Origin of the sequence: Klebsiella sp. D-Nf1, from assembly GCF_002810515.1 — a bacterium.
GTDB lineage: Bacteria > Pseudomonadota > Gammaproteobacteria > Enterobacterales > Enterobacteriaceae > Klebsiella > Klebsiella variicola.
In genome coordinates this window covers 1269162-1291417 of the sequence record NZ_PIOK01000001.1, presented here as the reverse complement: position 1 = coordinate 1291417, position 22256 = coordinate 1269162, and the positions used below count along the sequence as shown (strand labels likewise).

General features: G+C 59.5%; 19 protein-coding genes. 11 read left to right on the top strand and 8 right to left on the bottom strand.

Features of this window, described 5'->3' with window-relative positions; all coding sequences use genetic code 11:
• The 3 genes from CWM54_RS06305 to CWM54_RS06295 are packed head-to-tail and all read left to right on the top strand — an operon-like array spanning position 1 to position 2580.
• On the top strand, positions 1-927 hold the full coding sequence (locus CWM54_RS06305; protein ID WP_008804709.1) for an amino acid ABC transporter permease: 927 nt from the start codon (positions 1-3) through the stop codon (positions 925-927).
• Positions 911-1690, top strand: a complete 780-nt coding sequence (locus CWM54_RS06300) for an amino acid ABC transporter ATP-binding protein (RefSeq protein ID WP_008804710.1) — start codon at positions 911-913, stop codon at positions 1688-1690. Before CWM54_RS06305 ends, CWM54_RS06300 begins: the two co-directional genes overlap by 17 nt.
• Positions 1691-1728: 38 nt before the next feature.
• A complete protein-coding gene (locus tag CWM54_RS06295; protein ID WP_165785912.1) occupies positions 1729-2580 on the top strand; it encodes a transporter substrate-binding domain-containing protein in 852 nt (283 codons plus the stop codon).
• Between the two features lie 65 nt (positions 2581-2645).
• Here CWM54_RS06295 and CWM54_RS06290 read toward each other — a convergent pair whose 3' ends face one another.
• Both CWM54_RS06290 and CWM54_RS06285 read right to left on the bottom strand, forming a co-directional pair.
• Positions 2646-3956 (bottom strand): MFS transporter, encoded by a 1311-nt coding sequence (locus CWM54_RS06290; protein WP_023340237.1) that lies wholly within the window; start codon positions 3954-3956, stop codon positions 2646-2648.
• Positions 3957-4160: 204 nt separating this feature from the next.
• Positions 4161-5357, bottom strand: coding sequence for an L-talarate/galactarate dehydratase (locus CWM54_RS06285; RefSeq protein WP_061154444.1), 1197 nt, complete (start codon positions 5355-5357; stop codon positions 4161-4163).
• A gap of 304 nt (positions 5358-5661) precedes the next feature.
• On the opposite strand from CWM54_RS06285, the gene CWM54_RS06280 reads away from it, so the two are divergent.
• The 3 genes from CWM54_RS06280 to pptA all read left to right on the top strand — a co-directional run bounded on the left by CWM54_RS06280 (position 5662) and on the right by pptA (position 7665).
• Positions 5662-6666, top strand: coding sequence for a LacI family DNA-binding transcriptional regulator (locus CWM54_RS06280; RefSeq protein ID WP_100696458.1), 1005 nt, complete (start codon positions 5662-5664; stop codon positions 6664-6666).
• An 83-nt stretch (positions 6667-6749) separates the two neighbouring features.
• Positions 6750-7367: a glutathione S-transferase family protein gene (locus tag CWM54_RS06275; protein WP_100630559.1), complete on the top strand. Its 618-nt coding sequence runs from the start codon at positions 6750-6752 to the stop codon at positions 7365-7367.
• Between the two features lie 70 nt (positions 7368-7437).
• Positions 7438-7665, top strand: a complete 228-nt coding sequence (pptA, locus tag CWM54_RS06270) for a tautomerase PptA (RefSeq protein ID WP_002906690.1) — start codon at positions 7438-7440, stop codon at positions 7663-7665.
• A gap of 39 nt (positions 7666-7704) precedes the next feature.
• On the opposite strand, the gene CWM54_RS06265 is transcribed toward pptA, so the two are convergent.
• Genes CWM54_RS06265 through CWM54_RS06255 form a run of 3 tightly spaced genes read right to left on the bottom strand, consistent with a single transcriptional unit; the run spans position 7705 to position 12332 of the window.
• The gene (locus tag CWM54_RS06265; protein WP_012968090.1) at positions 7705-9315 is read right to left on the bottom strand and encodes a carbohydrate porin; all 1611 of its coding nucleotides are present in this window, start codon (positions 9313-9315) and stop codon (positions 7705-7707) included.
• Between the two features lie 42 nt (positions 9316-9357).
• Positions 9358-10740 carry an MFS transporter gene (locus CWM54_RS06260; RefSeq protein ID WP_100696456.1) on the bottom strand — a complete coding sequence of 461 codons (1383 nt, stop codon included), beginning with the start codon at positions 10738-10740 and terminating at the stop codon, positions 9358-9360.
• A 23-nt stretch (positions 10741-10763) separates the two neighbouring features.
• The gene (locus tag CWM54_RS06255; protein WP_100696454.1) at positions 10764-12332 is read right to left on the bottom strand and encodes a family 78 glycoside hydrolase catalytic domain; all 1569 of its coding nucleotides are present in this window, start codon (positions 12330-12332) and stop codon (positions 10764-10766) included.
• 204 nt (positions 12333-12536) lie between these two features.
• Here CWM54_RS06255 and CWM54_RS06250 point away from each other — a divergent pair, with 204 nt between their 5' ends.
• A complete protein-coding gene (locus CWM54_RS06250; protein ID WP_100696452.1) occupies positions 12537-13361 on the top strand; it encodes a helix-turn-helix domain-containing protein in 825 nt (274 codons plus the stop codon).
• A 61-nt stretch (positions 13362-13422) separates the two neighbouring features.
• Here the strand turns inward: CWM54_RS06250 and CWM54_RS06245 are convergent, their stop codons facing one another.
• On the bottom strand, positions 13423-14004 hold the full coding sequence (locus CWM54_RS06245; protein ID WP_004151228.1) for a flavin reductase family protein: 582 nt from the start codon (positions 14002-14004) through the stop codon (positions 13423-13425).
• A 211-nt stretch (positions 14005-14215) separates the two neighbouring features.
• On the opposite strand from CWM54_RS06245, the gene CWM54_RS06240 reads away from it, so the two are divergent.
• The 4 genes from CWM54_RS06240 to nhoA all read left to right on the top strand — a co-directional run bounded on the left by CWM54_RS06240 (position 14216) and on the right by nhoA (position 18522).
• Complete coding sequence (locus CWM54_RS06240; RefSeq protein WP_012541582.1) at positions 14216-14920, top strand: ABC transporter ATP-binding protein; 705 nt, start codon at positions 14216-14218, stop codon at positions 14918-14920.
• The gene (locus CWM54_RS06235; protein ID WP_008804721.1) at positions 14917-15885 is read left to right on the top strand and encodes an ABC transporter substrate-binding protein; all 969 of its coding nucleotides are present in this window, start codon (positions 14917-14919) and stop codon (positions 15883-15885) included. Before CWM54_RS06240 ends, CWM54_RS06235 begins: the two co-directional genes overlap by 4 nt.
• A gap of 59 nt (positions 15886-15944) precedes the next feature.
• On the top strand, positions 15945-17600 hold the full coding sequence (locus tag CWM54_RS06230) for an ABC transporter permease (protein WP_100696450.1): 1656 nt from the start codon (positions 15945-15947) through the stop codon (positions 17598-17600).
• A 76-nt stretch (positions 17601-17676) separates the two neighbouring features.
• On the top strand, positions 17677-18522 hold the full coding sequence (nhoA, locus tag CWM54_RS06225) for an N-hydroxyarylamine O-acetyltransferase (RefSeq protein ID WP_100696448.1): 846 nt from the start codon (positions 17677-17679) through the stop codon (positions 18520-18522).
• 73 nt (positions 18523-18595) lie between these two features.
• Here nhoA and CWM54_RS06220 read toward each other — a convergent pair whose 3' ends face one another.
• The gene (locus CWM54_RS06220) at positions 18596-21388 is read right to left on the bottom strand and encodes a UvrD-helicase domain-containing protein (RefSeq protein ID WP_100696915.1); all 2793 of its coding nucleotides are present in this window, start codon (positions 21386-21388) and stop codon (positions 18596-18598) included.
• Between the two features lie 256 nt (positions 21389-21644).
• Entirely contained in the window at positions 21645-22220 is a 576-nt protein-coding gene (locus CWM54_RS06215; RefSeq protein WP_100696446.1) for a TetR family transcriptional regulator, read from the bottom strand.
• Positions 22221-22256: the final 36 nt, after the last annotated feature.

Sequence of the window (22256 nt, the reverse complement as noted above, 5' to 3'; positions counted from 1 at the left end):
ATGCATTCATCTGAAACAATAAAAGTGGTGCCGGCGCGCTATCCGCTGCGGGTGGTCGGGGCGCTGGTCGCCCTGCTGGTGCTGGCGGTGGTGATCCAGTCGGTGGCCTTTAACCCGCGCTGGGAGTGGGGCGTCTTCGCCCGCTGGTTCTTCGACCCGGTGATCCTCGAGGGGTTGGGACAAACCCTGCTCCTGACCCTGCTCGGCACGGTGCTGAGCGTGATCTTCGGCGGCCTGCTGGCGCTGGCCCGCTTATCCTCATCGTGGCTGCTCAGCAGCCTCGCCTGGGGCTATATCTGGCTGTTTCGCTCGCTGCCGCTGATTGTGGTGCTGATTATTCTGTACAACTTTTCTTATCTCTACGACACCCTGTCGCTGGGGATCCCCTTTACCGGCGTCACCTGGGCCAGCTATCAGACCATTAACGTGCTGGGGCAATTCTCCACGGCGGTGGTGGGCCTGACGCTGGTGCAGAGCGCCTATACCGCGGAGATCATTCGCGGCGGCTTTTTGGGGGTCGACCATGGGCAGTATGAAGCCGCCGCCGCGCTGGGGCTTCCCGCCTGGCGACGTACGCTGCGCATTATTTTGCCGCAGGCGCTGCGCACCATCCTGCCCTCCGGCTTCAATGAGATCATCAGTCTGGCCAAGGGAACGGCGATGGTGTACGTCCTGGCGATGCCGGAACTGTTCTACACCATCCAGATGATCTACAACCGTACCCAGGAGGTGATCCCGCTGTTGATGGTTGGCGCCGCCTGGTATCTGGCGATTACCAGCGTCCTCTCCGCCATTCAGTATCTGGTGGAACGCGCCCTGGCGCGCAGCGAGCGCCGCTCGGCGGTAAACAGCGCCCGCAGCAGCCGTCTGAATCAACCAGCACGTCAACCACAGCCGCAGGAGGCCGTTCATGCCCAGCTCTCATAATGGCCATATCTCTATCACTGGGGTCAGCAAATACTATGGCCGCCACAAGGCGCTGGACGATGTGTCGCTGGAGATCCCCCCGGGCACGGTGACGGTGATCCTCGGCCCTTCCGGCTCGGGCAAGTCCACGCTGCTGCGCACCATCAATCACCTCGAACGCGTCGATGAGGGATTTATTCAGATTGACGGCGACTATATCGGCTATCGCCGCAAAGGCGACAAGCTGTATGAGATGAAAGAGAAGGAGATCCTCCGCCAGCGGATCAACGTCGGCTACGTTTTCCAGAATTTTAACCTGTTTCCGCATCTGACGGTGCTGGAGAATCTGATAGAGGCGCCGATCGCCCACAAGCAGGTCACGCGCAAAGAGGCCATTGCCCGCGCCTATGAACTGCTGGACGTCGTCGGACTGCGCAATAAAGCCGACGCCTGGTCGCGGCATCTCTCCGGTGGCCAGCAGCAGCGTATCGCGATTGCCCGGGCGCTGGCACTGGACCCGCGGGTGATCCTGTTTGATGAGCCCACCTCGGCGCTGGATCCGGAGCTGGTGGGCGAGGTACTGGATGTGATCAAGAAGCTGGCGCGCTCCGGTACCACCCTGGTGGTGGTGACCCACGAGGTAGGCTTTGCCCGCGAGGTGGCCGACCAGGTGGTGTTTATGGTCGACGGCAGGATCGTCGAGCAGGGCAGCAGCGACGAGGTGCTCAACCATCCGCAGCATCCGCGTACGCGACAGTTTTTATCCAGGGTGCTGCCGTCATGAACAGAGCGATAGTGACCCTTGTGCTCAGCGCCCTCGCCATGGACGCTCATGCGGCGCTGGATCTGCGCGCCAATGAGCAGCCATTGCCGGTCACCCGCGACCCGCAGGCGATAGCGAAAATTCCGCCAGGCTATCGCTTCGTGGAGCCGGGGACGCTAACGGTGGCGATCTCGGCGCTCAATTCGCCGCCGCTGGCGCTGCTGGCCAGCGACAACCGCACGCGGATCGGCAGCGACCCGGATGTTGCCCGCCTGCTGGCCGGAAGTCTTGGCCTGAAACTCAGGCTGGTGCCCACCGCGTGGGAGGACTGGCCGCTGGGCATCGCCTCCGGCCGCTACGACGTGGCGCTGATCAATATCGCGGTGACCGAGAAGCGCAAAGAGAAGTTCGATTTTGCGACTTACCGGGTGGACTCCCTGGCCTTCTCGGTGAAATCCACCAGCGACATCGCCGCGGTAAACGGACCAGCTGACCTCGCCGGGCGCAAAGTGATCGTCGGGTCCGGCACCAATCAGGAACGGATCCTGCTGGGCTGGAACGACGACAACCGGGCAGCCGGGCGGCCGCTGGCCCAGCCGGTCTACCTGACCGATGATGCCTCCGGCAATCTCTATATCCAGTCCGGGCGAGCGGATATCTTTTTCGGCCCGCAGTCGGTGGCAGCCTATAAGGCCGCCCTTAACGGCCAGACCCGGGTGGTGGGCCTGGGGCCGAAAAAAGCGTGGGTGGCGACGACCACCAAAAAAGGCAACGGCCTGGTCTTTGCCCTGCAGGCAGCCCTCGACGGGGCGATTGCCCGCGGTGAATATCAGCAGGTGCTGGCGCGCTGGGGGGAGCAGGGCGAGGCGGTGGCGCAGTCGGTGGTCAACCCGCCGGGGATTACCTACTAAAAAACCGCTGTTTCGCCGGAGTACGACGCGAAACAGCGGAGGCGAATGCTCGCCAGGGTCTTCAATCAAACGGTGCGCGGAGTGAGCGTCAAGCGATCCAGCGGCCCAACGATAAACAGATAGGAGAACAGGCCCAGCACGCCCATGGAACCGACGTAGAGGATGGCGTAATCAAACGAGTGGGTGTTGGCGAGGATCACCCCGATGACCAGCGGTGTAATGATGCTCGCCAGGTTGCCGCACATATTGAACACGCCACCGGCAATACCGAGCATCTCTTTCGGCGAGGTGTCGCTCAGCACGCACCAGCCGAGGTTCCCGAAACCTTTGGCAAAGAACGCCAGACTCATGGCGGCGATCACCACCACTTCCGAAGAGGTGTAGTTGGCGACGACAATGACGCAGGAGAGCAGCATACCGCAGATCACCGGGAGCTTACGAGCGGTGGTCAGACTGTAACCGCGTTTCAGCAGCCAGTCCGAAAACACGCCGCCCAGCAGGCCGCCGATAAATCCGGCAATGGCCGGGATACTGGCGACAAAGCCGACCTTGAGGATTGACATGCCTTTAGCCTGGTAGAGGTAAGTCGGAAACCAGGTGAGGAAGAACCAGGTAATCGATGTGACGCAGAACTGGCCGATATAAACCCCGATCATCATGCGATTGACGCAGACGCTTTTAATCTGCGCGAGAGTTAATTTTTGCGGCGTTTTTTGGCTACCTAATTCCGGTACGCCGCCGCCTTCACGAATATAATTGAGCTCCTGCGGGTTAATTTTAGGGTGATGTGAAGGATCCTTAACTTTTACCAGCCAGAATATTCCCAGCACCACCCCGATAGCACCAATATAATAAAAGACATAGTGCCAGCTTAAATTATGCAGAATGATGGTCATCAGCGGCGTAATAATGCCCAGCGAAATATACTGCGCGGCCTGATAGACCGAGGTGACAAATCCACGCTCTTTATTGGGGAACCACTGGACGCTCAGGCGACTGTTGGCCGGAAAAGCGGGCGCTTCAATGGCGCCCATCATCAGACGCAGGATCACCAGCACCACCAGCGGACTGGCAAACAAATAAATAGTGCCCTGAAACATAGTGACGACCGACCAGCCAATCAGCGCGCAGCCGTAGACCAACCGCGAACCATATTTATCCAGCAGCCAGCCACCGGGGATTTGCATAATGACGTAGGAAATACCAAACACCGAAAAGGCCAGGCCCATTGCTTCAGGATCAAAACCTAACTCTTTACTCATCATCGGCGCGACAACGGACAGGGTGGCCCGGTCAGCATAATTAAATACGGTCGCGAGAAATAAAAAAACTAATATACCGTAACGCACGTTGCTGCGTTTTATTTGCTGTTGCATGTTATTCAACTCCTTTGCAGGGTTGTGAAGACACGTCATCTTTCATACTGCCTTAATGCTTGCCTGAATGATTTCGTGTATTGCGAGTACAGCGGGTCAGCGATTATTTCCGGTGGCGCTGCGCTTACCGGGGCTACGGGTTCTCAGTGGTCTGCGGACCGGTAGCCCGGATAAGGCGTGGACGCCGTCATCCGGGAAAAGTCATTACGGGCGTGTTCCAAACTCGCAGCTTTGCTGGGTCCAGCGGCGGGCCTGCTCGCTGAGGGTGAAGCCCAGACCATGGCGTTCGGAAACCCACATCCGGCCATCGCGCAGTTCTAACTGCTCGTTAAACAGCGGGTTCAGCCACTCGAAGTGCTCCAGCCACGGTTCCAGCGGGTAGGCGGCGGCGAGATGCAGGTGCACCTCCATCGCAAAGTGCGGGGCCAGTTTGCGACCGTGCTTCGCGGCCAGATCCATTATTTTCAGGAACGGGGAGATCCCACCGACGCGCGGGGCATCCGGTTGCACGAAGTCGCTGGCGTTGCCGAGGATCAACTGCTCATGTTCGCGGAAGCTGGTCAGCATCTCGCCGGTGGCAATCGGCGTATCCAGCGCGGCGGCCAGCTGCGCGTGGCCTTCGACGTCATAGGCATCCAGCGGCTCCTCAATCCAGATCAGATTGAACGGCTCCATTTTGCGCCCCATGCGGATGGCGGTTTCGCGATCCCACTGCTGGTTGGCATCGACCATCAGCGGGAAGTCATCACCCAGCACTTCGCGCACCGCCGTCAGACGACGGATATCCTCGGCAGTATTAGGCTGACCGACTTTTAGTTTAATCCCGCCGATGCCGTTTTCACGGGAGATAGCCACGTTTTTCAACACCTGATCCAGGGGGGTATGCAGGAAGCCGCCGGAAGTGTTGTAGCACTGCACGGAATCACGATGTGAACCCAGCAGTTTGGCCAGCGGTAGACCGGCGCGTTTGGCTTTCATATCCCACAGGGCAATATCGATAGGGGAGATAGCTTGTACCGCCATGCCGCTACGGCCGACGGAAGCCCCGGCCCACAACAGTTTGGTGTAGATCTTGTCGATGTCGTTTGGATCTTCGCCAAGCAGATTATCGGCTATCTCTTTGGCGTGAGCGTAAATGCCCTGGCCGCCCGCACGTTTTGAGTAGCTAAAGCCAACGCCGGTGAATCCATCCCGGGAATGAATTTCCGCGATGATAATCGCCACTTCGGTCAGCGGTTTTTGGCGACCGGTCAGCACTTTGGCATCGCTGACGGGAGTGGCCAGCGGCAGAAAAGCCAGCGACAGCCTGACGTGGTCAATGCGGTCACCGGTTTCAGCGGCGGTTTTGACGCCGGTGGTTTTGGCGTAGGTTACGGACTCGGAATTGGCGCTTGAGGTCATAGTGGTGTCCTTTTCGATAATAAAATGATTGCGCTATCATTTGTAATGGTGAAATGCTTTTGACGCTATGGTAGTGGTTTTAATTTGTACAAACGATCACAATTGGCCGTTATAAAGGCGAAAAATTTGCTGTGCAGGTCACGATCCAAAACAGTTTGTGAAAAGTGACAAGTTATAATGATAGCGATAACATTTTCTATTGCAGGTCGTTGATTCTGTTAGGGGAGACGCGGCGGTCGCTGGCAATTACGTGGGGCATCATCAATAATGCCCACAGGAAACGACTTAACACAGGGGCTTAGCCGTGAAAAGCAAAAAACCGACGCGGGCGCCGACGCTGGAGGATGTGGCTCGCAGCGCCGGGTTGTCGCCGATGACGGTCAGTCGGGCGTTGAATACGCCCCAGCTGGTCAGGCCAAAAACGGTAGAGAAAGTGATGCAGGCGGTGCAGGCGACGGGCTATATCCCCAATGCGCTGGCCGGCGGCCTCGCCTCCAGGCGCAGCAAACTGGTGGCGGTCGTGGTACCGCAAATCAATAACAATATGTTTGTCGATACCATCCAGGCGCTGAGCGATACCCTGGCGGCGCGCGGCTACCATATGCTGCTGTGCGTGGCGGGCTATGACCGGCAGACCGAAGCCGAGCTGGTCTCCACCTTGCTTTCGCGGCGCCCGGATGGCGTGGTGTTAACCGGCATCCAGCATGCACCGCTGTTAAAGAAAACGATTCTTAACGCCGCCACGCCGGTGGTGGAAATCTGGGATCTCACCCCGACGCCGCTGGATATGCTGGTCGGTTTTTCCCATGAAAAAGTGGGCGAAACCATTGGCGAGTACGTGCTGGAGAAAGGCTACCAGCGACCAGGCCTGCTGTGGGCGGGCGATGCGCGCGCGATGTTGCGTAAGCAGGGGCTCTGTGCCCGACTGGCTAAAAAAGGGCTGGACGATGCGCCTCAGGTTGAAGCGCCGCTCCCGGCGTCGCTGGCGCTGGGGCGGCGCGGTCTGGCGGAGCTGCTCGCCGCCGGCGAGTTTGATGTGATCATCTGCAGCTCAGACACCCTCGCCCAGGGGGCGATTATGGAAGCCGAAAGCCGGGGGCTACGCGTACCGCAGGATCTGGCGGTGATCGGTTTTGGCGATCTGGATTTCGCCGCCAGCAATCGTCCGGCTATCACTACCGTCAGCGTCGACCGTCATGCTATCGGTGAACGGGCCGCTACGCTGCTGGCTGACCGCATCGAAGGGGGAGAAGAAAGCGGGGTGATTATCGATATCGGCTTTCAGCTGGTGGCACGAGAATCGGCGTAGGCCTGCCTTTTCAGGGCGTGGTGTGCCGGGTGGGTGAGCGGCGAATTTCTGCCTACACTTAGGCTTTACCCTGGAGGCAGACCATGATAACCGTTTATGGCGTGCCGGGGTGGGGCTCGACGATTAGCGAGCTGATGCTCTCCCTGGCCGATATTCCCTACGAGGTGGTTGACGTGGAGGGCTTTGACCAGCCCGGTCCGGCGCGCGAGCGTCTGCGGCAGATTAACCCGCTGTGCCAGGTGCCTACCCTGCAGCTGGCCGACGGGAGCATCATGACCGAAACCGCCGCCATCGCGCTGATGATCCTCGACCAGCGTCCCGATCTGGCCCCCGCGCCAGGGACACCGCAGCGTCAGCAGTTCCAGCGTCTGCTGGTCTGGCTGGTGGCCAACGTCTATCCTACCTTTACTTATGCCGATTACCCGGAACGCTGGGCGCCCGCCGCCGCGGAGCAACTGGTGGAGAATTGTCGCCAGTACCGGAAAAATCTCTATCTCTGGTTTGAGCAACAGCTGGCCGCCGGGCCGTGGGCGCTGGGCGCGTCGGTAACGTTGCTGGATTGCTATATCGCGGCGATGTACAGCTGGGGGCCGCGACAGGCGTGGTTTGACGACCACGCGCCAAAATTCGCCGCCATCGCCCGGGCGGTCTGTCAGCGACCGGAGCTGGCTGCGGCGCTACGCCGTAACAAGCTGATTTAACGCACGAGATGCCAACCAGAACGGCCATTCTGTGGTAGCGTTATGGTTCTGACCACAAGGAGTCTTTGCTATGCCGCATGTTGATATTAAATGCTTTCCCCGTGAACTGACTGACGAACAAAAAACCGCGCTGGCCGCCGACATCACTGAGGTGCTGATCCGCCATCTGAACAGCAAAGAGAGCGCCGTCAGCGTCGCGCTCACTCAGGTTGAGCCGGACGCGTGGCAGGCGGTGTGGGACAGTGAGATCGCCCCGCAGATGGCGCAGTTAATTAAGAAGCCGGGTTATAGCATGTAGTTGCCACTGGCGGGCATGATGTCCGCCAGTGACGATCGGTCAGAACCAAATCTCAGTCTGCACGCCGAAGTTCCATGTCCCGCCGGCGGTAAAGCCTTTACTGCCGAAATCATCGTTGATCGCATAACGATCCAGGTCTTTATCCCAGTTCATCCACGTGACAAAGAAACGTATCTCCGGCCGCGCTTTGATATCAAACACATCGCCCACTTTAAAGGTGGGGGCGAAGGTCAGCTTGTAGAAATCACCGCGGACCGCCTGATACTGATAAACGTTGTCATTATAGCGATAGCTGCGCCCGTTCGGATTGAGATCCATATACTGCCACGAGGCCTCATACAGCAGGGCGAAGTGAGCGGAGATCCCTTGCGATACCCGCAGGTTAAACGTCGCCCAGTCGTAGCGGTCGCCGTCGCGATAGCGGTCTTCGCTGTGCTGGGCTATCACCGACGGCGCCAGCTGCCAGTTTTTCCCCAGCGGCAGGATCCCGTACGACGCAAAGCGCAGGGAGGCCGCGTTCTCGGTCAGGTCGCCATCGCTCCCCGGCTGACGCGCTTCGGCGCCCAGCCCGACGCCGTACTGCAGGGCGCTTTCCGACACCCCTGGCGCCAGGCCGTAGAACTGCTGTTTGTCGTGCAGGGCCAGCATCGCGTAGTAGCCGTTTTTGGCGGTGTTATCGCTGCGCAGGGCATAGCTTCCGGTGGTCGAGGTATTATCTTTCAGGTCATCGTTACCCTGGGCGGTCATCACCGTGGTCATCAGCTGCCAGTTGCCGTAAAAATGGTTGGCGGTGAACAGCAGATTCTGAATGTCATTATCCGCGTAATTATCGCTGCCAAGGTCGCCGAAGTTACGCGCATATACCGAATAATCGCCGCGCAGGCCGCTTCCCCAGTCGACATCATTGATCCCGCCGCCGGTGCCACCGAGGAACATGATGTCGCTATCGGTAAAGTGGATATCGAAGTTATCCCGATCAAAGCGTTTGCCAGCCCAAATCGAGGCGCGTTTTAACGGTCCGGTGAACTCGGCGAAGTCGCCCATTTCGACGTACAGCTGACGAATGTTCAGATGGTGGCTGTCGTTGTCCTGAACCCACGGATCCGGGTTGGTGGCCCCGTCGGCGAGCATGGTCTTAAAGCGCGCCCATGAGCCATCGTTGAAGGTAAGCTTTTTGCCAAAGCTCAGCTCAGCGTAATTATCTTTTTCGTTGCCGAGACGACCGACGTGGGCATCGCCGTTGAGCGAACTGGCCGGGGAGATGCCTGGCCCGCCGCGGGCGCCTTTGCCGTGGCTGTTGACTAACATTCCGGAACGGGCGTAGGCGTTAAAGGTAAAGCCATCGTCCGGGGCGCGCTTCGCCAGCTGCTCGCTCAGTTGCTGATTGGTAGCCTGCTGTTTTTGTTCGCGAGCCGTGGTCTGTTGGCTGAGCGCCTGCACCTGCTGCTCCGCCGCCGCCGCGCGCTGTTCGGCGGCGGCAGTTTGCTGTTCTGCCCGCTGCGCGCGGCGGCTGGCTTCGCTGGCCTGCTGTTCGGCGAGATTGAGGCGCGCTTCAAGTTGCGCCAGCCGTTGTTCGACGCTCAACCCGGCGGCGCTGGTGAGTGGAAAAAGGGCGCAGCAAACCGCTGCGCTAATCACAGAGATACGCATAAAAGTCCTTAATTTATCCAGAGGTTAAATCAGCGGGGCGCCTTACATGGCGGGGGATTCTCCGGTGGTCGGGGTCGGGGCTGGCGAGGCGCCGCGTCCGGCATCGAGGTCGGCACGGATCTGCTCATAGTGATCGTCGAGGCGGTAGAAGCGGCCCATCCACAGCATCGAGGCGAGGATCAACAGCGCCGGAATGTACAGATAGCAGGCCTTGATGGCCAACAGGGCGCTGTCGCTTTGCGCCTGGTTGGCGATATAGCCGCCGGAGGAGAGCAGTGCCCCGGTGATCGCCCCGGCGCCGGCCATCGCCACCTTGCCGAGAAAGCCGTTTATCGAGGTCAGGATCCCAGCGGTATTAATGCCGGTTTTCCACACGCCGTAATCCACCGGGTCGGCCTGCATCGAGAAATAGATAGCCGTGCGCTGACCGGCGCCAAGGGAGAGGATCACCGCCCCGACGATCAGCCCCAGCGCGTAGGTGCCAGAGAGCATCATCATCCCCATCCCGAGCAGATTGATCGCGCTGGCGACCAGATAGACATGACGTTTTTTCATGCGCCGGGCCAGCAGCGGGACGGTGAGGGTGCCGAGCAGGGGAACGAAGGTGGAGATCCCGGCGATAACCGCCGTCAGCTCGGTATTCCCGACGTAATAGTGGAAGAAGTACACCAGCGCTCCGGTCTGAAAGAAAAATGCCCCCCACATCAGAAAGATATTGCTGGCGAAGATCCACCACGGACGATTGGCGCGCAGGCTAATCCAGGCGCGTTTCAAGGTCATGGGCTCCCCGGTGAGGGTGATCTTTTCTTCGACGTTGCGAAAGCTCACCAGCAGGAAAAAGGCCGCCAGTACGCCAAAAATCACTGCGGTATAGAGGAACCCTTGCTGCTGGTCGCCTTTGCCCAGCATGCCGACCAGCGGCAGGGTGGCCACGGCGACGATGGTGGCCCCGAGAGATCCCAGCAGAATACGTACCGCCGACAGCGTGGTGCGCTCTGCGGAATCACTGGTTAAAAACGGCAGCATGGCGCAGAACGGAATGTTCACCAGGGTGTAGAGGAACGACAGACACAGATAGGTGATAAAGGCGTACAGCAGTTTGCCGGTGGTGCCGAAATCCGGCACATAGAAGGCCAGAATACACAGCAGACCAAAAGGCAGGGCGCCCATCAGCAGCCACGGACGGCAGCGCCCCCAGCGGGTGGCGGTATTGTCGATCACCAGCCCCATCAGCACGTCGGCCACGCCATCCACCAGCCGGGTGACCAGGAACATCAGCCCGACGTAATAGGCCGGGAGGCCCATCACGTCGGTGTAAAAGAACATCAGATACAGAGAGAGCATCTGCCACACAAGGTTGCAGGAGAGATCGGCAATGCCATAGCCAAGGCGCTGCCGCCACAGGGTAAACGTTGTTTCTGCCATAAATCACTCGCTTATCGTTGTTGTTAAAGTCCGTACTGGCGAATAAACCAGGCCGGGGTACAGCTCCACGCATGGCAGTAACTGTTGATGAGCTTACTGCCATACGGGGAAAAGTCAGGATGCTGTGGGTCGAAAATTTCCCAGAAGGTGTCGGCGCCGTAGTCAACCATCGCCCCCCAGTAGGCCTTGATCTCCGCTACCGCCTCCTCGCGCAGGCCGCACTGCAGCAGGGCGACAATGTGATGATGGCGCAGGTACGGGGTATTCATGGCAATGGTGGGCGGCTGTTGCTGCAGGCGGCGCATCAGCGCTTGCCGCTGCCCGGCGGTGCCAACCTCCGCCAGCACCAGCCAGATCTGCGATGCCCATGAGACCTGGCGCGCGGCGCCGCTGATAAACACCTGCCGCTCGCTGTCCCACAGGTGCTGCTGAGCGGCCTCTTTCAGCTGCGCCAGTGTGGCGGTGTCGTCGGGCACCCGCTGTGGCTCAATACGCTGCGCCAGCCAGATGGCGCGCTGCAGGCAGTAGATAAGCACCCCCTGCGCCGCCGCCTGTTTATTCAGATCCGCCTGCCAGTCGATAAACACCCACCAGTCATCGCTGTCGCGCACCAGGCCGCGGGTATCGCAACGGGTCAGCGCCAGCTCGATTTGCCGTCGCGCCGTGGGCCACAGTTCACGGGCGGTTTCCATGTCGCCAGTGCTTTGCAGGTAGTGATAGAGTACGTCGACAAAAAATAATGAGTAATCAAAGAGAAAGGTGTCATCGGCGCGCACGTCAGGCTGGACAAAGACATTGGCGGAGACCATGCCATCTTCCCGGGTATGGCCGGCAAACAGGTACAGGCAGCGGCGGACCAGATCGTGGTGGCCGAAGGTCACGTCATTGACCAGCGCCTGCAGGCGCAGGTCGCCGAGCCACAGCCGACGGTCGCGTTTCGGCCCATCCTCAAACACCTCCTGCATGCAGTTTTGCAGGGTGCGAACCGCGACGTCATCAATGGCTTTCAGCTGCGGATCGGCGATGACCGCCGGCTGCGGACTGCCGGCAGAGGTAACGGTTTCCAGGGCTATCTCATCGAACTGCAGACGAAACTTGCGCGACAGCGCTTTGACCTCCACCTTCAGGTAGCGCAGGCAGTAGCGACGCGGCAGGTCAACCCGAGCGGGCAGGACGTCGAGCCACAGATCCTGTTGCTGCAACCAGCTGCTGCTCAGCCACCCCTGGTACTCGCTGAACGGCTCGCAGACTTCGCTCAGCGTTTCGCCGAAGGTGAAGTGCAGATGCGCCGGGGCATCCGGCGGGCTGCCGACGCTGCGGCAGCTGAACTGCAGGTAGCCAACAAAATGGCTGCCAAAGTCAATAATGATGCTGTCGCCGACGCTGAGCGGTTGCTGATAAAACTGCTCCGGGGTGCAGACGACATGCCCCCGCCAGCCGGTCAGCGCCTCGGGATCGGGTTCAGCCCTGACGATGGCCTGTGGCGCCTGGCGTTGACGATGCAGCGCGGGCGTCAGAGCGGCCGCACGCTGTAATAAATGCGGATGGCGGGTCATCGCCACACTGGAATTGTATTGAATTGCCTGTGACATACTGCGTCCTCTCTATTAGGTTAGGCGCAGCATAGGCCGTCGTCTGGCGGCGCCACCACTCTGGCAATGCCAAACCGTCAGTGAAAATGGCAGGAATAATGAGGTGGGGGCGCTGGCGATCACAAATCCGCACATCGGGCGAGTGACGAAGGCCGGAATAGATTATCGTGCCCCTGCGCACCAGGCTGTTCAGGATTTGCTGTAATGATGACACTGACCGTTGAGTATTATTTCACCCATCCCCAGGATAAGCTCGGCATGTACGCCAGCGACCCGGAAGATAATAGCCAGGAGCATGGCCACGAGTTTGCCGAGCTGGTGATCGTCGAGGAGGGGCATGGATTACACGTTATTAATGGCCGCCCGCTGTATATCCAGCAGGGCGATGTATTTTACGTCCAGCCGGGCGATGTCCACTATTATGATGAGCTGGGGACACTGAAGCTGATTAATGTCTTAATTAATCCGGCGGTGGCCTTTCGCTATTTACAGCAGGTGGAGGAATTGCTGCAGCAATTATCGGCGCAGCGCGCCGCCTGCTATGGCTGGCTGGCGCCGGAGACCCGCAGCTATTGTCGGGAACTGGTGGAAAAGATATTTTCCCCGGCGCTGAGGGCGGCGGATAATACCCCGCTACGGGAGTCTCTCTTTTTCCATCTGGTGACCACCATTCTCACAGCCGAGTCGGAAGCCGAATATAGCAGCACCCGCTATAAACTCCATAAATTACTCACCTGGCTGCAGGAGCACTGTTTCGAAGAACATAACTGGCAGCAGCTGGCGGAGCAATTTCATCTCACCACCCGCACGGCGTTTCGTCATATTAAAGAGGCTACCGGCTTAACGCCGGATAATTATCTGAAACGTCTGCGACTGGTCTCCGCGCGGGTCAAATTACGTGAAACGGAGATGTCCATTACCGAAGTGGCTTATCTGTGCGGCTTCGCCAACAGCAACCACTTTACCACCCTGTATAAAAAAGTGTTTGGCCTGACCCCCAGCGCCGATCGCCGCCGCCCTCCGGGTTGAAAAGGGGGGGGGGGGCCGCAGGCCGGGCAGGGGAAAACCTGCCGCCTGCGGCAAGTCACGCTTATTCGTCGAGGGAGTTTGCCCGCACATGACGACCGCTGGCGACAAAATTGCCGGTGCCAAGATGATGCAGGGTATTGAGCTTATCGTCGTCGAACTGCCAGCGTCCGGTGACGAACGCGCGCTCATCGGCGGCGGCAGACACCACCTCCCCAAACAGGGTGTCGTACTGGGTCTGGGCCGCCGTCGCCGGCAGCAGTCGGCACTCCATCCATGCCAGACACTTCTCCTCGATCAGCGGCAGCCCCAGCTCCGGACCGGTCACCACCGGGATCCCCCAGGCATTGAATTTGTCCTCATCGCGGCCGCTGACGCTGCCGACGGCGTAGGTCCAGCTGGCGGCGGCGACGCCGGGAACCACAATGCCGAAGGTGCCGTTGCGCTCGATGATCTCCCGCGTCCAGGTGCTTTTATCCACCACAATAGCCACCCGCGGCGGGGCGAATTCCACCGGCATTGACCAGGCGGCGGCCATGACGTTGCGCCGGTCGGACGGCGCATCGTAGCTGGTGATCAAAATGGTCGGGCCGTGGTTGAGCAGGCGGCTGGCATACTGCAGTTCAACGTGGCGAAAGCGGCTCATAGGCGTTCCTTGAATAATGGGTCGGTTGGCAGGTAACACGTTAAGCCGCAATGAAAATGTAATCAATACGTCATCTCGTCTGACTATAGTCGCCAGCACTAAGTCCCAAAGAGGATCACAATATGTTGGCTCCCCTGATGTTATCCCAGGTGAGCGTGCCCCGTCGGATGTCGGCCGCCGGGCAGGTCTCGCTGTCCCGAAAGGGAGGGCGATGATGCGCACGCTGACCCCTATCACCCTGCAGGAGGTCTCTTTTGCCTTCGCAGAGACTCCCGTTCTTGACCGTTTCTCGTTGCATATCGAACCCGGCCGCATCGTGGCGCTACTGGGGCCGTCCGGCTGCGGCAAAAGCACTTTGCTGCGTCTGCTGGCCGGGCTGAGCGTGCCGGCCAGCGGCGAAATCCGCTTTGGCGACAGGCTGGTCGCCCGCGCAGGATGGGGGTTGCCCCCGGAGCAGCGCGATATCGGCATGGTTTTTCAGGATTACGCCCTCTGGCCGCATATGAGCGTGGCGCAGAACGTCGCCTTTCCGCTGCGCATGCGCGGTGTCTCCCGTAGCGAACGCGAGCGCCGGGTCAGCGAGGCGCTGGCGCGGGTAGGCCTCAACGGTTTCGCCGAACGTAAACCCTCTGGTCTTTCTGGCGGTCAGCAGCAGCGGGTGGCGCTGGCGCGGGCGATCGTCGCCGCGCCGCGGGTGCTGCTGTTTGATGAACCGCTCTCCAACCTGGACAGTGAACTGCGCGAATCGCTGTGTGGCGAAATGAGCCGCCTGCTGCGACAGCTCGGCATCACCGCCGTGTATGTCACCCATGACCGACGTGAAGCCGAGCTGTTAGCCGACCAGATTGTCTATTTATCCGCGGGCCGCGTGGCCGCTGTCCGCGCCGTTACGCCAACCTCAGGGGAAGTTGCATGAACACCGTTATGACCGTTAAGAAAGGAGTGGTACTCGCGATGGCTCTTTCCGCCATGATGCTCTCCAGCGCCCATGCGCTGACCGTATACACCGCCGGCCCTGGCTCGCTGGCGAAAAGCCTGGCCAGCGGTTTTGAACAACAGACCGGGGTGAAGGTGACGGTTTTCCAGGCCACCACCGGCAAAGTGATGGCCCGACTGGAGGCCGAGCAGGCCAACCCGCAGGCGGATGTGCTGATCTCCGCCTCGTGGGATACCGCCGAAGATCTGCACCAGCGGGGCTGGTTGCTGCCTTTTGCGAGCGCCAATGCCGACCAGGTACCGGCGAACCTGAAATCGGCGGACTATATCGCCCAGGGTGTCTCCGCCCTGGGCATTGTCTGGAACAGTAAAAGCGGTACCCCGGAACCGAAAGAGTGGCGGGATCTCACCCAGCCGGCGTTTAAAGACAAGGTGACAACCCCCGACCCGGCGCTCTCCGGCGCGTCGCTGGATTTGCTGATCGGGCTGCAAAACAGTATGGGCGACCAGGCCTGGCAACTGTTTGACGATCTGAAAAAGAACGGCATGGTGGTCAGCGGACCCAACGCCCAGGCGGTGACGCCGGTGATGCAGGGGGCGAAAGCGGCGGTATTTGGCGCGGTGGATTATGTCTCCTACGGCAATATTCAGCAGGGCGAGTCGCTGAAGGTGATCTTCCCGGCCAGCGGAACGGTGATTGCCCCGCGCCCGATGATGATCCTCAAAACCAGCCAGCATGCCGACGATGCTAAAGCCTTTATCGATTATGTTCTGTCGCCGGAAGGTCAGGCGAGAGTTGCCGATGCCTGGCTGATGCCCGCCCGCCGCGACGTGGCGGCCAAACGTCCGTTACTGGACGCGCTGAAGGTGCTGCCCACCACCAGCGAAGGCAGCAGCGAACGGGGCGCCGTGCTCGCCCGCTTCAGTCAGCTGTACGCGCAGTAATTGCTCCTGTTCCTCCGGCGCTGGCCGCCGGGGGGACCCCTCAGCTTCAGGAACCGGTTGTGAAACAAACATTCCTTTCCGGCGCGACCCTCGCCGCCCTGGTGATGCTGGTCGCGTTACCGTTAGTGTTTATTCTGCTGCAGGCGATTTTTCCCCATTTTAGCGCCGGTTCGCTCGGGGACGCCTTTGGCGGCGTCTCGGCGCTGCTGGCCGATCCCCAGTTGCCGGCGATGCTCGGCGGTACGCTGTGGATCGCCGCCGGCGTGGCGCTGGTCAGCGTAATGATTGGCCTGCCGCTCGGCATCCTGCGCGGTATGTTTTCGCTGCCGCTGCCCCGGCTGTGGGATCTCCTGTTTTTGATCCCCTTTCTGACGCCGCCCTATATCTCGGCGCTCTCCTGGATGCTGGCCCTGCAAAGCCAGGGTTATCTGCAGCAGCTGACCGGTTGGCAATTGAACGATCTGCTGTTCAGCCGCAGCGGGATCGTGCTGGTGATGACCTTTAATATTTTCCCGGTGGTGTACTTTGCCGTCTCCCGCAGCCTGCTGGCGAGCGGGACCCGGCTGGCGGTGGTCGCCCGCGTCCATGGCGCCAGCGCCTGGCGCGCCTTCTGGCACGTGACGCTGCCGATGCTCTCCCCGGCGCTGGCGGCGGGCACGCTGCTGGCGTTTACCCTCGCTATCGAGGAGTTTGGTGTACCGGCGGCGCTGGGCAGCCGGGCGGGAGTGGTGATGCTGACGGTCGGTATTGAGAAAAAGCTGGCCGACTGGCCGGTGGACCTTACCGGCGCCGCGCTGCTGTCGCTGCTGCTGATGGCGGTGGCGTTGTTCGCCTGGTGGCTGCAAAGGCGGCTGGTGGGGGAGAAAGAGGTCACCAGCGTCACCGGCAAGCCGGGAGAAAACCGCGGGGCATCGCTGGGCTGGATGACGCTGCCCGCCGTGCTGGCGATGGCGGCCGTCGGCGGCCTGGCGGTCGGCGTCCCTGCCGCCTCGATGATGCTCACCAGCGTGATGGGCACGCTCTCAGGGGGCGTGAGTGTTGAGAATGTCACGCTGCGTCACTTCGCGGCGCTGTTTGACCAGCAGGGGGATGCCCTGTCGGCCCTCGGCACCAGCCTGTCGCTGGCCCTGGGCTCGGCGCTGATCGTCGGCGTGCTGGGCCTGCTGGCCGCCTGGCTGGTGATGGTGCAGAAGATTAAAGGGCGCGGGATGGTGGACGCGCTGTCGCTGATGCCGGCGGCGCTGCCGGGCGTGGTGGTGGGAGTCGGTTTGATCCTGCTGTGGAATCAGCCTTTCTGGCCGCGCTCGCCCTATAACACGCTGTGGATGTTGCTGCTCTCCTATTGCTGCCTGCTGTTGCCCTGGCCGGTGCGCTATGTCGGCAGCGCGCTGCGCCAGCTGGGCCCCAATCTTGAGTCCGCCGCCCGGGTGCACGGGGCGTCGCCACTCCAGGCACTGCGGTTGATTGTCCTGCCGCTGGTCTTTCCGGCGCTGCTGGCGGCGATGCTGATGGTGTTCGCGGTGGCCTCCCGGGAGCTGGTGACCTCGCTGCTGCTCTCTCCAGCCGGTACGCAAACCGTGGCGGTGTTTATCTGGCGCCAGTTCGAACAGGGTTCCGTCGGTCAGGGCATGGCGATGGCCAGCCTGACGTTGTTGACCGGTCTGGTCCTGATGCTGACGGCGCTGGCGCTGATGCAGCGCAGCACGCGCGGTTAACGACAAGCGCACAAAAAAGACGGTCGGCGCGGAAAAATAGGCTATAAATGTCGGACACCTACAGCTGGAGGCCTTGATGAGTCCCTTTTTACGCGCCTATTTTTCCCGTCTGGGCTGGACGGGTGAGCCTGATGTATCCATTGATACCCTACGGGAACTGCATCTGCAGCATAACAGCGCCATCCCCTTTGAAAACCTCGACGTCCTGCTGCCGCGTGAGATCCACCTTGACGATCGGGCGCTGGAAGAGAAGCTGATCGCCGCCCGCCGCGGGGGGTATTGTTTTGAACAAAATGGTCTCCTTGAGCGCGCGCTGCGCGAGATAGGCTTTAACGTCCGCAGCCTGCTGGGCCGCGTGGTGCTGGCCAATCCGCCGCAGATGCCGCCGCGTACTCACCGTTCATTGCTGGTGGAAGTGGCGGGCGAGCGCTGGATCGCCGACGTCGGCTTCGGCGGCCAGACATTGACCGCGCCGATCAAACTGCTGGCCGATATCCCGCAGCAAACGCCGCACGGTAGCTATCGTCTGGTGCATGAGGGCGATGAGTGGACGCTGCAGTTCAACCATCACGAACACTGGCAGTCGATGTACCATTTCGATTTAGGCCGCCAGTATGCGTCTGATTATGTGATGGGTAACTTCTGGTCGGCGCACTGGCCGCAGTCCCACTTCCGTCACCATCTGCTGATGTGCCGTCATCTGCCGGACGGCGGCAAAATGACCCTTACCAATTTCCACTTTACCCACTGGGAGAATAACCACGTGGTGGAGAAGATCGATTTTGCCGATGTCTCCGCGCTGTATGAAGCGCTGCAGACCCGCTTCGGGCTGGGCGTGGACGATCCTAAACATGGCTTTAGTGAAGCGGCGCTGGCGGCGGTAATGGCGGCGTTCGATACCCATCCGGAAGCCGGGAAGTAAATCATTCCCGGAAAGAAGATGCTTTGTTGAGCATCTTCGCCTCTGCCAGACAAGGCATTTCTGTTTTTGACATTTAGTCTGACGGTCGCGAGGGCGTTGAAAAGACAAGCGCGGGAGCCTGTTTCCGCGGCTTATATTTGCAAAGGGGATAGTTAGAACAAGAGCGGAACTCACCGTAGGGCCCGCTGCGCTGAACAATAACACCTTGCCCGCAGGCGGGGCAGCGCTCCTCGGCGATCGCTTGGCCATGGATGTCGGTAATGGAAACGACGCCGTCGTCGCACAGTTCATGTAGAAAACGAGAGTGCTTCCCCTTCACGGTAAAAAGTGTGACCCGACGTCTGGCGCGGGTGAGCGCCACATAAAACAACCGCCGCTCTTCACTGTCAGGAAAGTTATCGCCCTCCGGCATCGCCAGCTTCAGTACCGGATCATCACCGCGCGTACTCGGAAAACTGCGCCCCTTTAGCTGGGTTAGCATCTCCGGCAAAATAACATAATCCGCCTCACTGCCTTTGGCGCGATGGATGGTCAAAAAGGACACGTCCAGCCAGGTGTTATAGCGATGTTCGCGACCGGGCAAGTACTGCCGGTCGGCATTATAACGACCGAGGATATACACCGAGATGCGTCCATTCCGCCCGGGCGGGATCACACCTGCTGCGATGTCGTTGGCCAGACTCATGATGAAGGTATCAATGGCGTCTGCCAGCTTCTCCTTTTGATCAACCTGAAAAGCCTCGATCACCGCCCCCTGTTGCGGGGTCATTGAACGTACCTGCTTGCTTAACTGGTGAGGGTTCTTGCTGACAAATTGACTCGAAATATCACACAGCACTTGCGGGCAGCGGAAGGTCTGTTCAAGTCTGAGATATTCACTGGGACCGAACCAGTCGCGAAACGCGGTCATTACCGACAGGTCAGCCCCGGCAAAACGGTTAATGGATTGCCAGTCATCACCCACGGTAAACAGATAGCGCCCGGGTTTCTTGACCAGGGCTCGGCACAAGCGTGCCCTGGCCCGGGAAGCATCCTGAAACTCATCGGCCATTACCAGTTCGTAGGGGGGAATATAGTTTCCAGCTTCAAGGCACTGTGCCGCCAGATTAATCATATCTTCAAAATCAATACCGCCCTCAGCGGCGAGTGCAGCATCCCATGCGTTAAGCAGGGGCTCGACGATATTTAAGAATAACGTATGGCGATATTGAAAAGTGCGATCGTGACGGCGCGAAATACGCTGGCGGATGCTTTCAATGCTCAGGCTGTTGCTCTTGGCATGACTGATAAAGATGCGAATCAGGCCGACCAACTCTTCCGCTTTTAGCGGCGTCTGGCCGTTTTCCGGGATCTCCCGGTCAGGGAGGGGGGTGAGGTGTATCCCGCGCTCGGTTAGCTGGTCCGCCAGATGCTGGAATGCAACACCGGATCGTATTTGTGCAGACGTGGTTTCAATCAGCGTAGTGCCCTGCGCTTCATGCAACTGTCGCTTCCATTTCACCCCGTCAAGATAGCCGGTAAAGTGTTTCGGCGGCTGGCCCTGCTCATTCAGGGCAAAATGTTCATGGTAAACATCAATATCCGGGTAATAAAAATCAGGAAGATACTGGCGATGCGCATCGTCCGCGGTATCCACTTTATACCTTGCTTCATATTGATAATTGACACCATTAAGAAACAGCCAGTTGCAGATAGCGGCCTCTTCCTGGCTGCGGACAAGCTTGCCGTCAATGGTTAGCACCAGTCCACGGCCTTGCGCATCCCAGCTGGTCGCGGAAACCGTGCTGCCAAAAGGTGGTAAATCCTGGCCAAAGACAAAACGAAAGAGGTGCCACTGCAGGGCGAACCCCACAGAGTCAGCCTTAAGTTGCTCGACCAGCGAGCCAAGTTTGCGCAGCCCGGCTCCGGTGTCGATAGCCCACCCCGGAATATCGGGCTTGCTCCCGGTTGCTTTGCCAATGATGCTTAAACCCAGCGCATGGAAGGTGGATGTTTCAACTTCAACCCCATGCAGCCCCGCACGCTGAAAGGCGTCCCTGCAGCGTTGATTCAGCTCTTCCGCTGCTTGCTTGTTAAACGCCAGCATGACAATTCGTTCCGGACGCACAATATCCCGGCTAATGGCATAGGCTGCCCGGGCGACCATGGTTGAGGTTTTACCGGAACCGGCAGAGGCAATAACCTGGACTTTATTGTCAAAACAGACCACGGCTTTCGCCTGCTCCGGGGTGAGCGGTTGGCGCTCAACGGTATCAAACAAGGATTTATTGGCGATGAGTTCGCGCGCGGTATGCCGCGCGTTACGTTGGCGCCATGCCGCGCGATGGTCCATCTGCCAGAGCATGAGTGTCGCTTCAATGGTCTGCAGTGTGTCGCCAAGCGCTGAAATCACGGCGGGTTTGCGCAGTAGGCGCGCCAGAGTATCGACTTCCACAGCCGGCTTGCGACGCTCTAGTTCGTCCTGTATTTCCTGCGTAAGCCATCGGCGTTGGCTCTCTACCAGCATTTCCTGGCGGGATATCTCTTCCAGCCAGTCGTTAATGCGCGCCATAGTATGGTGAATTGCAGCCAGTTCGCCGGTCGTTTGCTTTTCACCAAGCGCCTGTTCCAGCATCAGGACTAACGTGCTGACCTGCGCATTGGGCAGGCCATCGACTTTAATTTCCACAGAGGCGGCGGGACGCAGCGTCACTCTCGCCCACAAAAAGCCCTTGCGGATCCGCCAGGCGCGTGGGTTCTCAATATTGATCTTATAAATGATTCCATCAACGGTCAGGATCAGCTCACTGCCCTGCAAGCTCAATTGCCAGTCGGGGGAACCCGTTAATTTTCGTCCCCATCGTGAAGGGGTCCAGTGCTGTGCCATGCCGTTCTCAGAGTACATCAAAACGGCGCCAGTACAGGGGGCGCTCGTTTTTACTGAAGGGAGAAAGCGGTAAGCATAGAGACGTTAACTAATAAAGACCATCTCATTTAGAGAGTGAATAGCGTTTTCTGTCGGGATAAGCATTGATACCTAAAATGGAAGACCATTATTGCAGGCCGAATATTGCCATTAATCGGCAGGCCGCTGACGTCTGCGACAGAACTTATAGGCAGGCGATGTTCCGGTGAAAAATGGACTAAAACAATTCCATGGTAATCATCTTATTCAAATAACGGCTAAACGCCGCATCGTCCAGGGGCTGGGTGCCGAGGGCATAAATCCCGTCGAGGCCGCACACCAGGGCGATAAAACGCCAGGCGATATCCGCCGGTGATTCAGACGATCGAAATTCGCCGCAGGCGAGGCCCTGCTCGATGATGGCGACGGTCTCTTCATGCCACATGTTCATGGTCAGCAGGTAGGCCGCTTTGATGTCCGGGTCGCTGTCGGCCAGCACCTGGCCTTCGCGCCACAGGCGGATATAGGGTTCCAGCCTGCCATCTTCGCTGCCGATCATCGAGAATAACCGCTCGCGCCAGGTGGCGTCTTCGGCCACCAGCGGCATATCGAGCATCTCGCGGATCAGACGGATGAAAACCTGCGATTTCAGCTCGCCGATGGAGGCGAAGTGGTGGTGCAACTGCCCGGCGGCCACCTCGGCTTCGCGGGCGATCTGCCGCACGGTCATGGCGGCAAAGCCGCCGCGCAGCGCCAGCCGCATGGCGGCCTGCATAATCCCTTCCCGTCGTGCATCCCGCTGTAAATAGTGCATAGAACCCCGCTGTCATCTGACTTTGGCCGAGTGTAA